The organism is Dactylosporangium sp. NPDC000521, assembly GCF_042898305.1.
Taxonomy (GTDB): Bacteria; Actinomycetota; Actinomycetes; order Mycobacteriales; family Micromonosporaceae; genus Dactylosporangium.
Genome location: NZ_JBIAYW010000001.1, coordinates 624,172 through 638,259 on the forward strand (window position 1 = coordinate 624,172; position 14,088 = coordinate 638,259).

Here is a 14,088-nt window from a genome sequence, read left to right on the forward strand (position 1 = left end):
CGCATCCAACTGTCGTCGGAGTTCCGGCGCCACCGACCGGCCGCAGCGCGGCGGCTGCCCGTTCGACCACGATCAAGGGCATGAATCCCCGGATGTCCATGAACATCATGCTGGTCCTGTCGGTCTGCTACGGCGCCGCGATCGCGATCCTCGCGTTCCTCGACACCGGCGGGCTCGCCACGTTCGCCGTCGTCGGCGCCATCGTGCTCGGCGTGCTGTGGACGGCCCGCGGTTTCCTCACCCGGTCCGGCCGCGCCGGCTGAACGCCGGGCGGGGGCGTGACGAGGTCGAACTTCTCCCACTGCCCGACGGCGGTCCGGTTGGCGATCAGCGCCGCGCCCGCGTTCTCCGCGTGGCGGAGGCGCCGAGCAACCCGCGTCGGGTCAGGTGCATGCAGTTGTGTCCCTTCCGAGGAAGCGGGGCGGGCTGGCGGGCCCGCCCCGCTGGAGGTCAGGAGAGCAGGAACTTCTCCCACGGACCGATCGCGTCACGGTTGGCGATGAGGGCGGCGGCACCGGCGCTCTCCGCGACGACGTACTTGTTGTTGACGGTCGCCTGCAGGCTGACGGTGCCGTCGGCGTTGCGGATCAGCTTGAACGTCTCCCACGAGCCGGCCGACGCGCGGTTCGCGACGAGCGGGTTGGCGCCCGCGTTCTCCGCGCACACGAACTGGCCGTTGGCCTTCGCCTTCAGCGCGACGTTGCCCCCGCCGAGGTCGACCACCTCGAACTGCTCGGCCGTGCCGACGGTCGTCTTGCTGGCGATCAGCGGACCGGACCCGGCGGTCACGTACCGGCTGTTGACCTGCGCCATCAGCGACTGCCCACCCGCCGGCGGCGTGCCGCCGGTGATGATCCGCAGCGCGTCGACCATGCCGACCGACGTCGTCTTGTTGACGATCCGGATGGTGTGGGTCCCGTTCGTCAGGCCCGTCTTGCTGTACACCACCTGCTGCGCCTGCCGTGCGCCCGAGACGTTCAGGTTCGCGTTCGCCTGGAACGTGCCGTCGATGTAGACGTCGACGTTGCCCATGTCGCTGAACCGCTCCGACAGCACCTCGACGCCCGTGCCGGTGAACGTGTAACTGGCGGCGGCGCCGATGGTCGTCGAGTGGTGCGTGTCGTCGTTGTAGTCGCCGTAGCCGCGCCCGGTCGTGTGGAACCAGTTCGCGTCATAGGTGAGCGCCGTGTCGTTGACGAGACCGGGGGTGCCGGGGGCGCCCGTGCCGAGCGTGGAGGCGGTGCCGGACAGGGCCTTCACCCCGTTGTTCGCGGTGCCCGACAGCGACGTCGACGTGTAGGAGGTCAACGGCTTCGCGGTCCGCTCCACGAGGTAGACGGTGTTGGCCGCGGTACCGAAGGTGACCTCGCCGGCCGTCGTGGTCGCGAGGACCGCGTTGTCGGAGGCGCGCCGCACCCGGATCTCGGCGGTGCCCCACGGGTTCACCACCCGGGCCTGCTTGCCGTAGAGGCTCTTCACGCCGACGTACTTCGTCTCGTTGCCCTCCCGCTCCGAGCTGACCTGGAACCCGTCCTTCGCCAGCAGCGTGAACCGGCCGACGAAGTTCGTGTCGTTCGGCGCCGCGGGGAACACCCGGATCTTGTCGTTGTACGACTGCAGCAGCGTCTCGTTCATCGCCGCGAGGTGCACGCCGAGGTACTCGAACACGCCGTTGGTGTTGTTGGTCATGCCGTTGGGGTAGTTCTGGTAGCGCTGCAGCATCAGCTTCATGCCCTGCAGCGCCTGGTCGCCGAGGCCGAGCCGGGCAGCCTGCACCGCGTCGTTGGCCCACACGTTGCTGTACGGGTTCGGCCGCGTGTTCCAGCTGTTGAGGGCGGTCTGGTAGTCGGGCGCGCCGATGCCGGTCAGGTCGTACGGCCAGATCAGCTCCGACGTGACGTTCTCACCGTTGCGCTGCTGCGCGGGTGCGGGCGGGTCGTGCGGCAGCCACGCGCCGTTGCTGGTCTTGTACGGCTCGATGCGGTCCAGCACGTTCTGCCACCCCGCCCGCAGTCCCGCGTCGAGGCCGAGCTGGTTGCTGACCTGGATCGTGAGCGGGAAGATCAGCCGCACCGCCGCGAGGTCCGTGATCGCGTTCTTCACGTCCCAGTACGTCTCGTGCGCGTTCGACGTGGCCATGTAGTACCGGCCCGTGCCGGCGTCGTAGCTCAGCTTCGACTGGTAGAACTTCACCACCTCCCGCATGTACGGGTAGGCGGTGCTCTGCAGGTAGCCGGTGTCGTTGGTGTACCGGTACTGCAGGTACATGTTGTAGGCGGCCTCGGTGCCGGTGGAGTAGATGTCGTTGACGTAGTCGCTGTTGACGGTGCCGCGCGCGTTGCCGTCCCAGCCCATCGTCTCCGGCACCCACAGCCCGTCGATGGCGTACCTGGTCTGCGTGTAGGCCTTCAACGCGGCGAGGTTGCGGCTGTACAGGCGGTTCTCGGTGGCGAACAGGTCCGTGTGGTTCGAGGCGAGGAACGAGTTGTAGACGTCCCGCTGGTTCCAGAACCAGTACCCGTTGCTCCACTTGGTGCGGTCCTCGGTCGCCCGGAACACGCCGTTGATGAAGTGCATCGGGTAGTTCCCGTACCCACCGGCGGCGATCATGTACGTCGACAGGTAGTACACGTTCTCCAGGTAGTCGCCCGTGCCCGCCGCGCCGGAGTACTGGACGAACGACTTCGCCCAGAACGCGTGCCACCAGTCGCGATAGCTGTTCAGGTTGGTCAGATACCCCGCGCTCTTGGCCGCCGCGAGCTGGTTGCGCGCCTGCGTGACGGAGTTGGCGCCGGGGGAGTTGACCCGGCTCGCCGCGGTGAACCAGATCGTGTAGTTCGCCGTCGGCGTGATGTTCAGCCGCACCCGCGTGCCGTTGATCACCTGGGTCGTGTAGGCGGCGCCCTCGACCGTCGCGGCGAGCGTGTAGCCGAAGTTGTTCGGGTCGTTCTGCCCGCGGCTGAACCCGGCCGCCGTCGCGTCGGCGAACGTGGTCACCTGCTTCCACGTGTCCAGGTTCGGCACGTCGGCGCTGTTGGTGACGCTCGCCGGGTCCCACATGCTCAGGTCGAGGGTGGTGGTGCCGAGCCCGGTGCGGCCGTCCTCGACGTGCACGCCCATCACCTCGGACCCGGGCACGCCGATGATCGTGACGGTGCGGTTGTTGTCGTACTTCGTGGTCAGCGTCCCGTCGTACAGCGACAACCGCTGCTGATACGAGGTCGAGCCGGTGTCGAGGCCCGGGCTGGTGTTGAGGTTCACCAGCCCCGCCGCGAACGCCGACTGCGGCGACAGGTCCACGCCGGAGACCTGCATCGTGAGCCCGTTGGCGTTCCAGACCATCGCGCCGGTCTTGCCGTTGCCGACGGTGAGCCCGTGCAGCGGGTTGGTCTGGGGGCTGTTGTAGACGATGTCGTGCTTGCTCAGGTACGAGCCGTAGTTCACGTCGAGCGCGCCGGTGCCGGGGTTGAACACCTCGTCGGTCGTCGACGCCGTCGCGTTCGGTCCGTGGACCAGGGTGATGAACGTGCCCATCAAGGCGGTGGCGGCCGCCAGCAGGGCGAGTCGGCGGGGCTTGCCCACAGGAACTCTCCTTCGGATACGTGGAGCGGGAGCCTCGCGCCGTCGAGCCTCATGTGACAAGCAGTTAACATTGGACGTCTGCCTTCGTCAATGCCTGTCCCGCCCTGCTTCGTCCGAGAGTATCCGTGATCTCCAGTCCGCCGCTGGCAGATACGTAGGATGACTGTGCTCGGCACGGCCGACGCCCCCGTGGCGCCGGCCGTGCCCGGGTCGTTCAGTCCGTCATGGCGACGCCGGTCTCCAGCAGCGACTTCAGGTCGCTGAGGATCCACGGCCAGCCGCCGCCGGCACCCATGTCCTCCAGCTCGCCGGCGAGCATCTGCGCCAGGCCGGCCTCGTCACCGATCTCGTGCGTGACGGTCAGCGACGTGACGCCGTCCTTGCCTTCCTTCAGCTCGTACGTGAGGCGGGTGAACCCCTCCGGCACATTGTTCGGGTCCATCAGCATCCGCCAGGTCTGCACGAGCCGGAACGGCGCGTCGACCTCCACGATCTCCCCGTCGACGCCGAGCGCCGGCGCGCCGGCGGCGATCATGCCCTCGTTCGACATGCCCCGGAACGCGCCGCCGGGGCGCAGCTCCATGTGGTTCGCGCCGCGGTACCCGTACCGCGACGTCCACTCCGGGGTGGTGATCGCGTCCCAGATCTTCTGCGGGGTCGCCTTGATGTAGACCTTGTAGACCTGTGTGCTGCTCACGGTGTGTCGTCCCCTTCGAGGTCGGCCTTCAGCTCCAGCAGAGCCGTGACGTGGTGTTCGGTGTACTTGTCGATCCACCGGTCGTGCACCTGGCGGATCGGGACCGGGTTGAGGAAGTGCAACTTCTCCCGCCCCATCCGTCGGGTCACGACCAGGTCCGCTTCTTCGAGCACCTTCAAGTGCTTCATGACCCCGAAGCGTGACATCTCCAGCTCCGACTCCAGCTCCGTCAGCGTGCGGCCGTCACGCTCGAAGAGCAGGTCAAGCAGGAACCGCCGGGTGGAGTCCGCCAGGGCCTTGAAGACGCGGTCGTCGTCATCCACTACCGTAAGTTACGTGACCGGAAGGTCACATGTCAAGCTGGGATCTGGGGCGAGGTTCGTCGAACTGGCCCGGTCCGGATGGCCCGGCGCCGGGTCGTACGTGGGCCCGAAGCACGCCATCGGGCTGTGGCGGACGTTCGTTCAGCTCGTGGGGAGGCCCTGCGCGGCGATGGCGGCCTGGACGCGGCTGCGCAGGCCGAGCTTGGCCAGGACCCGGCTGACGTGGGTCTTCGCGGTGGCCTCGGCGATGCCGAGGCGGGTGGCGATCTCGGCGTTGGACAGCCCGTCGGCGAGGCAGCGCAGCACGTCGCGCTCGCGGTCGGTGAGGCCTGACAGGTCGACCGGCGGGACGGGCGGCCCGGCGAACGTGGCGATGACACGGCGGGTGACGGCGGGTGCCATGACGCCGTCGCCGCGGGCCACGGCACGGACCGCGGCGAGGAGGTCGGTGGCCTCGGCGTCCTTGAGCAGGAACCCGGCTGCGCCGGCGCGCAGGGCGCCGAAGACGTACTCGTCGAGGTCGAACGTGGTCAGGATCAGCACGCCGGAAACGCCGAGCGCGACGAGCTCACGCGTCGCGGCGATGCCGTCGAGGCGCGGCATGCGCACGTCGAGCACCACGACGTCCGGCCGCAGCGCCGCGGCCAGGTCGACCGCCTGCCGCCCGTCGGCCGCCTCGCCGACGACCTCGAGATCGGCGGCGGAGCCGAGGATGAGCACGAGTCCGGCCCGGACCGCCGGCTGGTCGTCCGCGACGAGCACCCGCGTGGTCATGGGTGCACCGTGCGCGGGAGGCGGGCCGAGACGAGCCAGCCGCCGGCGTGCGGGCCGGCCGACAGGGAGCCGCCGAGCAGCTCGGCCCGTTCGCGCATGCCGATGACGCCCGCGCCGGCACCGTCGGCCTTGCCGGCCGGAGCGGCCGACGGGGAGGACACCGCGATGTCCACCGTGGACGGCAGGTAGGCGACCGACACGGACACCTGACCGCCGGAGCCGTGCTTGAGCGCGTTGGTCAGGGACTCCTGCACGATGCGGTAGGCGGCCAGGTCCACCGATGTCGGCAGGTCGGCCGGCTCACCCCGTACCGACACCGCGACGGCCAACCCGGAACGCCGTGCCCTCCCGGCGAGGTCCTCCAGGTCGGCCAGGCCGGCCGTGACGTCCTCGGCCGCCGATCCGCCCGCGGGGTCGCGGAGGAACCCGACCAGCTGGCGCATCTCGGCCAGGCCGCTGACGCTGTTCTCGCGGATGACGCGCAGCGCCTCGCGGGTGCCGTCGGTGCCGAGGTCGGTGCTGAGCGCCGCCGTGGCGTGGATGGCGACGGCGCTGAGGTGGTTGGCGATGACGTCGTGCAGCTCGCGGGCCATGCGGGCGCGCTCGGCGGCGACGGCGTTGCTCCGGTCGAGCTCGGTGAGGCGCACCAGCTGCCGCGCGACGGACGCCTGCTCCCGGTGGTGGCGCACGTGCGCGCCGGTGAGCACCGGCACGACGGTGACCAGGGCGAGGAGCACGGCCAGGCTGAGGGCCTGCACGTCGCGGAACACCACGAGGGCGACGACCGCGGTGATGACGGAGCCGGCGACGGAGCAGGCCAGCAGCGCGCGGGCGAGGGACTGCCGGCCGTGCACGCACGCGTCGTAGAGGACCTGCGTGTAGACCAGCGGGGTCGCCAGGGACGGCCCGACGATCACGTCGGCGGTGACGGCGGCGGTGCCGACGAGCACGGACGCGACCGGAGCGGTGCGGCGCAGCAGGACGGCCGCGCAGCACACGACGAGCGGTGGCACCAGCCACCAGACGCCGAAGTGCGCATGGTACTGCCCGGTGGCGAACATGAGGACGCCGGCCGCCAGTCCGACCAGGGCCAGCACCACGTCCACCATCCGTCCCCGCATGCCCCGATTCCATCAAACAACCGGCGGCGGCGGTATGCGACGAAGGATGTAGGACCAAGCCGTCGTCGCGGCCGACGCCTGGGCGGCGAAGAGGCGGAACGCTCAGGAGCATGGTCATCGGATTCATCATCGGTTGTGAGATCGCGTTCTGGATCGTGCTCGGTCTGGGGCTGCTGCTGCGGTACCCGCTGCGCCGCCCCACCGCCGGCGCCGTCGTGCTGGCGGGCGTGCCGCTGGTGGACCTGGCGCTGCTGATCGCGTGCGCGGTCGACCTGCGCAACGGTGCGACCGCCGGCTCGACGCACGCGCTCGCCGCCCTGTACCTCGGGTTCTCCCTCGCGTTCGCGCACACCGTGGTGCGCTGGGCGGATGTGCGGTTCGCGCACCGGTTCGCCGGCGGCCCCGCGCCGGAGAAGCCGGCCAACCGGCGGGCGCACGAGTGGCGGCTGTTCGGCCTCGCGGTCATCGCGTGGGCCGTGACCTGCGCGTTGCTGGCCGCCGGGATCTGGTGGATCGGCGACCCGGCGCGCACGGAGGCGCTGCGGCACGGCATGGCACAGGTGACGTTCGTGCTCGCCATCTGGTTCGTTGTGGGCCCACTCTTGACTTCCAACACAAGCGGGCGTAAACAAAGCACAAGCAAAACGAAACGGCGGTGAAACAACACGATGTACGCCGAAGAACGGCAGCAGGAGATCCTCCGGATCGCCCGCGCGCAGGGCCGGGTCGAGGTCGCCGGCCTGGCCGACGAGCTCAACGTCACGACCGAGACGATCCGCCGCGACCTGACCCTGCTGGAGCGGGCCGGTGTCCTGCGCCGGGTGCACGGCGGGGCGATCCCGGTCGAGCGGATCGGGTTCGAGCCCGCCCTGGCGACGCGCGACGCGGTCCTCATCGAGGAGAAGGAGCGCATCGCCAAGGTCGCGCTCGCCGAGGTGCCCGACGAGGGCGCCATCATCCTCGACGCCGGCACCACCACCGCACGCCTGGCGCACCTGCTGCCCGCCGACCGGGAGCTGACCGTCGTGGTCAATTCGCCGGTCATCGCCACCACCCTCGGGGTCCGCGCCAACCTCAACGTGCTGCTGCTCGGCGGCCGGGTCCGCGGCAAGACCCTCGCCACCGTCGACGACTGGTCCCTGCGTCCCCTCGCGGACCTCTACGTGGACGTGGCGTTCGTCGGCACGAACGGCATCTCCGTCGAGCGCGGCCTCACCACGCCCGACCCGGCCGAGGCGGCCGTCAAGCGGGCGATGATCCGGGCCGCCCGGCGCACGGTCCTGCTCGCCGACCACACCAAGCTCGGCAACGACTACCTGGCCCGGTTCGGCGAGCTCGCCGACCTGGACCTGTTCATCACCGACACCGTCGCCGACAACGACCTGGTCGGCGACCTGGAGGCCGCCGGCGTGAGAGTGACCAGAGCATGATCGTCACCGTCACCCTCAACCCGAGCCTCGACCGGGCCGTCGAGGTCGACGCGCTCACCCGCGGCGAGGTCATCCGCGCCACCGCCGCCCACCTCGACCCCGGCGGCAAGGGCGTCAACGTCTCCCGGGCGCTGCTCGCCAACGGCGTGCCGTCCGTCGCGGTGCTGCCGTGCGGCGGCGACGAAGGCGGGCAGCTCGTGCGCCTGCTGAAGGCGGAAGGCGTCGAGGTCCTCGCCGTCCCGATCACCGGCCGGACCCGGTCCAACATCACCCTCGCCGAGCCCGACGGCACCGTCACCAAGGTCAACGAGCCGGGTCCGGCGATGTTCCGCGCCGAGTTCGACGAGATCACCGACCGTGTCCTGACCCGCGCCGGCAGCGCCGACTGGGTCGTGCTCTGCGGCAGCGTCCCCCCGGGCCTGCCGACGGACGCGTATGCCCAGCTGTGCCGCCGGCTGCGGGCGGCCGGCATCCGCGTCGCCGTCGACACCAGCGGCCCCGCCCTGCGCGAGGCCGCCTCGGCCGGGGCGACCCTGCTCAAGCCCAACCGTGACGAGCTCGCCGAGGTCGTCGGCGCGCCCTTGAGCGGCATGGCCGCCCTCGGCGACGTCGTCGAGGCCTGCCAGCAGCTGCGCGCCTGGGGCGCGGACACGGTCGTCGCCAGCCTCGGCGCCGACGGTGCCGTCCTCGTCGACGCCGACGGGGTCGTCACCGGCACCTGCCCCGTCACGCGTCCACGCAGCACCGTCGGCGCCGGCGACGCCCTGCTCGCGGGGTTCCTCGCCGCCGGCGCCCGCGGTGCCGCCGCGCTCGCCGAAGGCCTCGCCTGGGGCGCCGCCGCGGTCAGCCTCCCCGGCAGCCGGATGCCCGGCCCCGCCGACCTGATCCGCCACAACGTCACCATCCACCCCCAACCGGACCAGCTCCGCCCCCTGCTGCGCCCCTGAACCTCCTCGTCCCGCCCTCCTGAAGGAGAACCCCGTGTCGACCTACACCCCGCAGGTCCAAGGCGGCGGCTTCAAGGCCTCCGTGCAACGCGTGGGCGGCTACCTGGCCGCCATGGTCATGCCCAACATCGGCGCGTTCATCGCCTGGGGGCTGATCACGGCACTGTTCATCCCGACCGGCTGGCTGCCCAACGCGAAGCTCGCCGGGCTCGTCGGCCCGATGATCACCGTGCTGCTGCCCGTGCTCATCGGCTACACCGGCGGCCGGCTCGTGCACGGGCAGCGCGGCGCGGTCGTCGGCGCGGTCGCCACCATGGGCCTCGTCATCGGCGCCGACGTCCCGATGTTCCTCGGTGCGATGATCATCGGCCCGCTGACGGCATACCTCCTGAAGCTGTTCGACGGCCTCGTCGAGAACCGGATCCGGCCCGGCTTCGAGATGCTGGTCGACAACTTCAGCGCCGGCATCATCGGCGGCGCGATGGCCATCGGCGGCGTGTACGGCATCGGCCCGGTCGTCGAGTGGCTCACCAAGCGCGCCGGCTCCGGCGTGGACTGGCTCGTCGACAAGGACCTGCTGCCGCTGACGTCGGTGCTGGTCGAGCCGGCGAAGGTGCTGTTCCTGAACAACGCCATCAACCACGGCGTGCTCGGCCCGCTCGGTGTCGCCGAGGCCGCGGACAAGGGCAAGTCGATCCTGTTCATGATCGAGTCGAACCCCGGCCCGGGCCTCGGCCTGCTGCTCGCGTTCATGCTCTTCGGCCCCCGCGCCCTGCGGCCCAGCGTCCCCGCCGCGATCATCGTGCAGTTCCTCGGCGGCATCCACGAGATCTACTTCCCGTACGTGCTGATGAAGCCGAAGCTGATCCTCGCCATGATCGCCGGTGGCGCCGCGGGCGTCGGCACCTTCATGGTCACCGGTGCCGGGCTCGTCGCCACCCCCGCACCCGGCAGCATCTTCGCCTACATGGCGGTCACGCCGAAGGGCGGCTACGTCGCGGTCCTGCTCGGCATCGTCATCTCCGCCGCCGTCACCTTCGCCGTCGCGTCCGTCCTGATGGGCTTCGGCCGGGGCGAGCCGTCGGCCGACGCGGTCGACGACGACACGACCGCCGCCGCGGACGCTGCGATCGTCGAAGAAGGCCCCGCACGCACCACGACCACGGCCCGCCAGGAGGTTTAGCGCATGCCCACCATCAACGGCACCGCGATCAAGAAGGTCGTCGTCGCGTGCGACGCCGGCATGGGCAGCAGCGTCATGCTCGCCAGCACCCTGCGGCGGCAGCTGTCGAAGAGCGCCGTCACCGTCGAGCACACCCCGGTCAACCAGATCCCGTCCGACGCCGACGTCGTCATCTGCCACGCGGGTCTCGCCGCCCGCGCCCGGGTCAGCGCCCCCGACAAGGTGATCGTGCCCATCCAGGTGTTCATCGGCGACCCGGCGGTGACGAAGGTGGTCAATGCCGTCCAGCGCGGCGGTGAGCTCAGTGGCTGACCAGCCGGCCGTGCTGCTCACCAGCGAAGCGATCCGGCTCCACGAGCGGGCCGGATCGCGGGACGAGGCGATCCGCCGCTGCGGCGAAGTGCTCGTCGAGGTCGGCGCCGTCGGCGAACAGTACGTGGACGCCATGCTCGCCCGTGAGCGGAGCGTGTCCACCTACATCGGCGAGGGCGTCGCCATCCCGCACGGCACGCTGAACAGCAAGGAGAACGTGCGCCGCGACGCCCTGGCGGTGCTGCGCTTCCCCGACGGCGTCGACTGGGACGGCAACGACGTGCGCGTCTGCGTCGCCATCGCCGCCGCCGGGGACGGCCACGTCGACATCCTGGCGTCCCTGGCCGAGGTCCTCATGGACCCCGATCAGGCGCAGGCGCTGCGGGACGCGACGGATGCCGGCCTCGTACAACGCCTTCTTGCGAAGGAAACCCCGCTCACAAAGGAAGACCAGTGAAAGTCCTGACATTCCACGCTCCCGGCGACGTCCGCATCGAGGACGCGCCGGAGCCCACGCCGGGCCCCGCCGACGTGAAGATCCGCGTCCGGGCCTGCTCGACCTGCGGCACCGACGTGAAGATCTACAACCACGGCCACCACCACATCGTGCCGCCGCGGGTCATGGGCCACGAGATCGCCGGCGAGGTCGTCGAGGTCGGCGCCGACGTCACCGGGTGGGAGGCCGGCGACCGCGTCCAGGTCATCGCGGCGATCCCGTGCGGTCGCTGCGGCGAGTGCACCCGCGGCCACATGACCGTCTGCTCCAACCAGGTGTCGATGGGGTACCACTTCGACGGCGGCTTCGCCGAGTACATGGTCGTGCCGCACAACGTGCTCGACGTCGACGGCCTCAACCGCATCCCCGACGGCGTCAGCTACGCCGAGGCCTCCGTCGCCGAACCCCTCGCCTGCGTGCTCAACGGCCAGAACCTCGCCCGCGTCGGCGACGGCGACGACGTGGTCGTCGTCGGCTCCGGCCCGATCGGCTGCCTGCACGTCCGGCTCGCCCGCGCCCGCGGCGCCAAGCGGGTCTTCCTGGTCGACCTCAACCGGGAGCGCCTCGACCTCGCCGCCGGCCTCGTCCGCCCCGACGCGGCGATCTGCGGCGCCGAGACCGACGTCGTCGACGCCGTCATGAAGCTCACCGAGGGCCGCGGCGCCGACGTCGTCATCACTGCCGCCGCGTCCGGTGCCGCCCAGGAGCAGGCGCTGCAGATGACCGCCCGGCAGGGCAGGATCAGCTTCTTCGGCGGCCTGCCGAAGGACAAGCCGGTCGTCTCCGTCGACTCCAACGTCGTGCACTACCGCGAGCTGACGATCGTCGGCGCCAACGGCTCCAGCCCCGAGCACAACAAAGAGGCGCTGCGGCTCATCGCCTCGGGTGCCGTGCCCGTCGCCGACCTCATCACCCACCGCCTGCCGCTCGCCGACGCGCTCGACGCCTTCGGCATCGTGGCCCGCGGCGAGGCGATCAAGGTCACCATCGAACCGTAGGAGGTGCTTGATGCCCACCCGGACCGTCGTCGTCGGCTCCGCCAGCGGCCTGCACGCGCGCCCCGCCGCGCTGTTCGTCGCCGCGGCCGCGAAGCAGCCCGTGCCGGTCACCATCCGTACCGGCGAGAAGAAGGCCGTCCCGGCCCGCAGCATGCTCTCCGTGCTGTCGCTCGGGGCGAAGAAGGGCACCGAGGTGACGCTGGAGGCCGACGGCGACGGCGCGGAGGCCGCCGTCGACGCCCTGGCGGCCCTCCTGGAGCGCGACCTGGACGCCGAAGATGGGTGAGCTGCAGGGCATCGGCGTGAGCCCCGGACGCGCCGCGGGGCCGGTCCACCGGCTGGCCCCGCCGCCCCCGCTGCCGCCCGCGCCGCCCCTGATCGACGTCGGCACGGAACGCGCGCGGGCCCGGGACGCCGTCGCCGCCGTGTGCGACGACCTGACCCGCCGCGCCGACCTGACGGGCGACGCCACCGCGGCCGAGGTCCTGCGCGCGCAGGTGCTCATGGCCGGCGACGAGATGCTGCTCGAGGCGGTGGACGCCGCGATCGACGGCGGCGCGGACGCACCGCACGCGTTCGCCGCCGCGCTCGCCGAGCACCGGGCGGCGTTCGAGGCGGCCGGGGGATACCTGGCCGAACGCGTCAGCGACCTCGACGACATCCGCGACCGGCTGGTCGCCGCGTCCCAGGGGCTGCCGATGCCGGGGGTGCCGTCGCCCGGCCACCCGTTCATCCTGGTCGCCCGCGACCTGGCGCCCGCGGACACGGCCGGCCTCGACCCCGCGGTCGTGCTCGGCTTGATCACCGAGGAGGGCGGGCCGACCAGCCACACCGCGATCCTGGCGCGGACCCTGGGCATTCCCGCCGTGGTGCGCTGCGGTTCCATTCTGGACATTTCGGATGGTATACTGGTGAGCCTCGACGGCTCCAGCGGCGCTGTCGCCCTCGGCGTCTCGGAACAGTCGGCGCGGGCGGTCAACGACGCGCAGCGCGACCTGCTGGCGCGTCGCTCCGCGTCCACCGGCCCGGGCGCGACGTCCGACGGCCACCCCGTGGCGCTGCTGGCCAACATCGGCTCGGCCCGCGACCTGGCCCCCTCCGTGGAGGGCGTCGGACTGTTCCGCACCGAGCTGCTGTACCTCGACCGCACCGAGCCGCCCGCGTTCGCCGAGCAGGTCGCCGCCTACCAGGAGGTGTTCGCCGCCCTGCCCGGCCGCAAGGTCGTCGTGCGGACCCTCGACGCCGGCGCCGACAAGCCGCTGCCGTTCCTGCGCCTCGCCGACGAACCCAACCCGGCGCTGGGCGTCCGGGGGCTGCGCGTCGCCCGTGCGATGCCCTCCGTCCTCGACACCCAGCTGGCCGCGATCGCCGCGGCCGCCGCGGCCACGTCCGCCGACGTCTGGGTCATGGCGCCGATGGTCGCCACCGCCGGGGAGGCCGCTTCGTTCGCGGCCTCGTGCCGCGAGCACGGGCTGCGTACCGCCGGCGTCATGATCGAGGTCCCCGCCGCGGCGCTGCGCGCGGGCTCCGTCCTGCGCGACGTCGACTTCCTCAGCATCGGGACCAACGACCTCAGCCAGTACACCTTCGCCGCCGACCGCATGTGCGGCGACCTCGCCGAACTGCTCGACCCGTGGCAGCCCGCCCTCATTTCGCTCATCGCCGCCTGTGCCGCCGCCGGCCGCGAAGCCGGCAAGCCCGTCGGCGTCTGCGGCGAGTCGGCCGCCGACCCCGACTTCGCCCTGGTGCTCGTCGGGCTCGGCATCACCAGCCTGTCGATGGCGGCCCGCAGCATCCCCGCCGTGCGGGAAGCCCTGGCTGCCCACACCTACGACGAGTGCGTCCAGTTCGCCAAGGCCGCCCTCGCCGCCGACACCCCGATCGCCGCGCGGGCCGCCGTCCGCCCCTGACTTCGTGAAAGAAACACACGTCCGGCCGACCCGGACGGTTGACAGGCATGAGATCGTTGCCAACGTGTTACTCGAACCGCTTGCAGAAGTCGAAGAGCTGACCGACCACGGCGTCCTCCGGACGTTCCTGGCACCGTGCCTGCTCGTCGCGGCGTCGGTCCTGTCCCTCGCCGGGATCACCGTCGCCGCCGGCCACCGCCTGTCGGCCGCTCCTCCGCCGTGCACCAAGGTCTCGTCCCAGCCGTCCCGGTCGGTCTGCCCCTGACCGCTCTCGCTCGTGCTCGTGTTGGTGGCCTCAGGCTCGTTCCTGGCCTC

The 14,088-nt window shown here is 71.4% G+C and carries 16 protein-coding genes; 11 read left to right on the top strand and 5 right to left on the bottom strand.

Translation table 11 applies throughout. The annotated features are described in order from the left end of the window. Window positions 1–80 precede the first annotated feature (80 nt). A complete protein-coding gene (locus ACFY3L_RS02940) occupies window positions 81–263 on the top strand; it encodes a hypothetical protein (protein ID WP_389318097.1) in 183 nt (60 codons plus the stop codon). Window positions 264–450: 187 nt separating this feature from the next. Here the strand turns inward: ACFY3L_RS02940 and ACFY3L_RS02945 are convergent, their stop codons facing one another. The 5 genes from ACFY3L_RS02945 to ACFY3L_RS02965 form a co-directional block, all read right to left on the bottom strand. Then, entirely contained in the window at window positions 451–3,582 is a 3,132-nt protein-coding gene (locus ACFY3L_RS02945; protein ID WP_389318099.1) for a carbohydrate-binding protein, read from the bottom strand. Window positions 3,583–3,796: 214 nt separating this feature from the next. Continuing rightward, window positions 3,797–4,279, bottom strand: a complete 483-nt coding sequence (locus ACFY3L_RS02950) for an SRPBCC family protein (protein WP_389318101.1) — start codon at window positions 4,277–4,279, stop codon at window positions 3,797–3,799. After that, complete coding sequence (locus ACFY3L_RS02955; RefSeq protein ID WP_389318103.1) at window positions 4,276–4,602, bottom strand: ArsR/SmtB family transcription factor; 327 nt, start codon at window positions 4,600–4,602, stop codon at window positions 4,276–4,278. Before ACFY3L_RS02955 ends, ACFY3L_RS02950 begins: the two co-directional genes overlap by 4 nt. 141 nt (window positions 4,603–4,743) lie before the next feature. Then, window positions 4,744–5,376, bottom strand: a complete 633-nt coding sequence (locus ACFY3L_RS02960) for a response regulator (protein ID WP_389318105.1) — start codon at window positions 5,374–5,376, stop codon at window positions 4,744–4,746. After that, window positions 5,373–6,497, bottom strand: a complete 1,125-nt coding sequence (locus ACFY3L_RS02965; RefSeq protein WP_389318107.1) for a sensor histidine kinase — start codon at window positions 6,495–6,497, stop codon at window positions 5,373–5,375. Before ACFY3L_RS02965 ends, ACFY3L_RS02960 begins: the two co-directional genes overlap by 4 nt. Window positions 6,498–6,607: 110 nt before the next feature. Here ACFY3L_RS02965 and ACFY3L_RS02970 point away from each other — a divergent pair, with 110 nt between their 5' ends. From ACFY3L_RS02970 to ACFY3L_RS03015, 10 genes are all read left to right on the top strand, one after another. Further along, window positions 6,608–7,156 (top strand): hypothetical protein, encoded by a 549-nt coding sequence (locus tag ACFY3L_RS02970; protein WP_389318109.1) that lies wholly within the window; start codon window positions 6,608–6,610, stop codon window positions 7,154–7,156. A 9-nt stretch (window positions 7,157–7,165) separates the two neighbouring features. Beyond that, entirely contained in the window at window positions 7,166–7,927 is a 762-nt protein-coding gene (locus tag ACFY3L_RS02975) for a DeoR/GlpR family DNA-binding transcription regulator (protein WP_389318111.1), read from the top strand. Continuing rightward, the gene (pfkB, locus tag ACFY3L_RS02980) at window positions 7,924–8,874 is read left to right on the top strand and encodes a 1-phosphofructokinase (protein ID WP_389318113.1); all 951 of its coding nucleotides are present in this window, start codon (window positions 7,924–7,926) and stop codon (window positions 8,872–8,874) included. Before ACFY3L_RS02975 ends, pfkB begins: the two co-directional genes overlap by 4 nt. A 34-nt stretch (window positions 8,875–8,908) precedes the next feature. Continuing rightward, complete coding sequence (gene mtlA, locus ACFY3L_RS02985) at window positions 8,909–10,057, top strand: mannitol-specific PTS transporter subunit IIC (RefSeq protein WP_389318115.1); 1,149 nt, start codon at window positions 8,909–8,911, stop codon at window positions 10,055–10,057. A 3-nt stretch (window positions 10,058–10,060) separates the two neighbouring features. After that, window positions 10,061–10,369 (top strand): PTS lactose transporter subunit IIB, encoded by a 309-nt coding sequence (locus ACFY3L_RS02990; protein ID WP_389318117.1) that lies wholly within the window; start codon window positions 10,061–10,063, stop codon window positions 10,367–10,369. Further along, the gene (locus tag ACFY3L_RS02995; protein ID WP_389318119.1) at window positions 10,362–10,826 is read left to right on the top strand and encodes a PTS sugar transporter subunit IIA; all 465 of its coding nucleotides are present in this window, start codon (window positions 10,362–10,364) and stop codon (window positions 10,824–10,826) included. Before ACFY3L_RS02990 ends, ACFY3L_RS02995 begins: the two co-directional genes overlap by 8 nt. Next, the gene (locus ACFY3L_RS03000) at window positions 10,823–11,863 is read left to right on the top strand and encodes a zinc-dependent dehydrogenase (protein ID WP_389318120.1); all 1,041 of its coding nucleotides are present in this window, start codon (window positions 10,823–10,825) and stop codon (window positions 11,861–11,863) included. The genes ACFY3L_RS02995 and ACFY3L_RS03000 overlap by 4 nt, the downstream gene beginning before the upstream one ends. A 10-nt stretch (window positions 11,864–11,873) precedes the next feature. Further along, window positions 11,874–12,149 carry an HPr family phosphocarrier protein gene (locus ACFY3L_RS03005; RefSeq protein ID WP_389318122.1) on the top strand — a complete coding sequence of 92 codons (276 nt, stop codon included), beginning with the start codon at window positions 11,874–11,876 and terminating at the stop codon, window positions 12,147–12,149. Continuing rightward, a complete protein-coding gene (gene ptsP / locus ACFY3L_RS03010; RefSeq protein WP_389318124.1) occupies window positions 12,142–13,773 on the top strand; it encodes a phosphoenolpyruvate--protein phosphotransferase in 1,632 nt (543 codons plus the stop codon). Before ACFY3L_RS03005 ends, ptsP begins: the two co-directional genes overlap by 8 nt. 64 nt (window positions 13,774–13,837) lie before the next feature. Beyond that, the gene (locus tag ACFY3L_RS03015; RefSeq protein ID WP_389318126.1) at window positions 13,838–14,038 is read left to right on the top strand and encodes a hypothetical protein; all 201 of its coding nucleotides are present in this window, start codon (window positions 13,838–13,840) and stop codon (window positions 14,036–14,038) included. Window positions 14,039–14,088: the final 50 nt, after the last annotated feature.

What these genes read in the sequence shown, in the direction of transcription:
- ACFY3L_RS02940 (WP_389318097.1), top strand. Translation starts at nt 81, where the DNA reads ATGAATCCCCGGATGTCCATGAACATCATGCTGGTCCTGTCGGTCTGC.
- ACFY3L_RS02960 (WP_389318105.1), bottom strand. Translation starts at nt 5,376, where the DNA reads ATGACCACGCGGGTGCTCGTCGCGGACGACCAGCCGGCGGTCCGGGCC.
- ACFY3L_RS02965 (WP_389318107.1), bottom strand. Translation starts at nt 6,497, where the DNA reads ATGCGGGGACGGATGGTGGACGTGGTGCTGGCCCTGGTCGGACTGGCG.
- ACFY3L_RS02970 (WP_389318109.1), top strand. Translation starts at nt 6,608, where the DNA reads ATGGTCATCGGATTCATCATCGGTTGTGAGATCGCGTTCTGGATCGTG.
- ACFY3L_RS02975 (WP_389318111.1), top strand. Translation starts at nt 7,166, where the DNA reads ATGTACGCCGAAGAACGGCAGCAGGAGATCCTCCGGATCGCCCGCGCG.
- pfkB (WP_389318113.1), top strand. Translation starts at nt 7,924, where the DNA reads ATGATCGTCACCGTCACCCTCAACCCGAGCCTCGACCGGGCCGTCGAG.
- ACFY3L_RS02990 (WP_389318117.1), top strand. Translation starts at nt 10,061, where the DNA reads ATGCCCACCATCAACGGCACCGCGATCAAGAAGGTCGTCGTCGCGTGC.
- ACFY3L_RS03005 (WP_389318122.1), top strand. Translation starts at nt 11,874, where the DNA reads ATGCCCACCCGGACCGTCGTCGTCGGCTCCGCCAGCGGCCTGCACGCG.
- ptsP (WP_389318124.1), top strand. Translation starts at nt 12,142, where the DNA reads ATGGGTGAGCTGCAGGGCATCGGCGTGAGCCCCGGACGCGCCGCGGGG.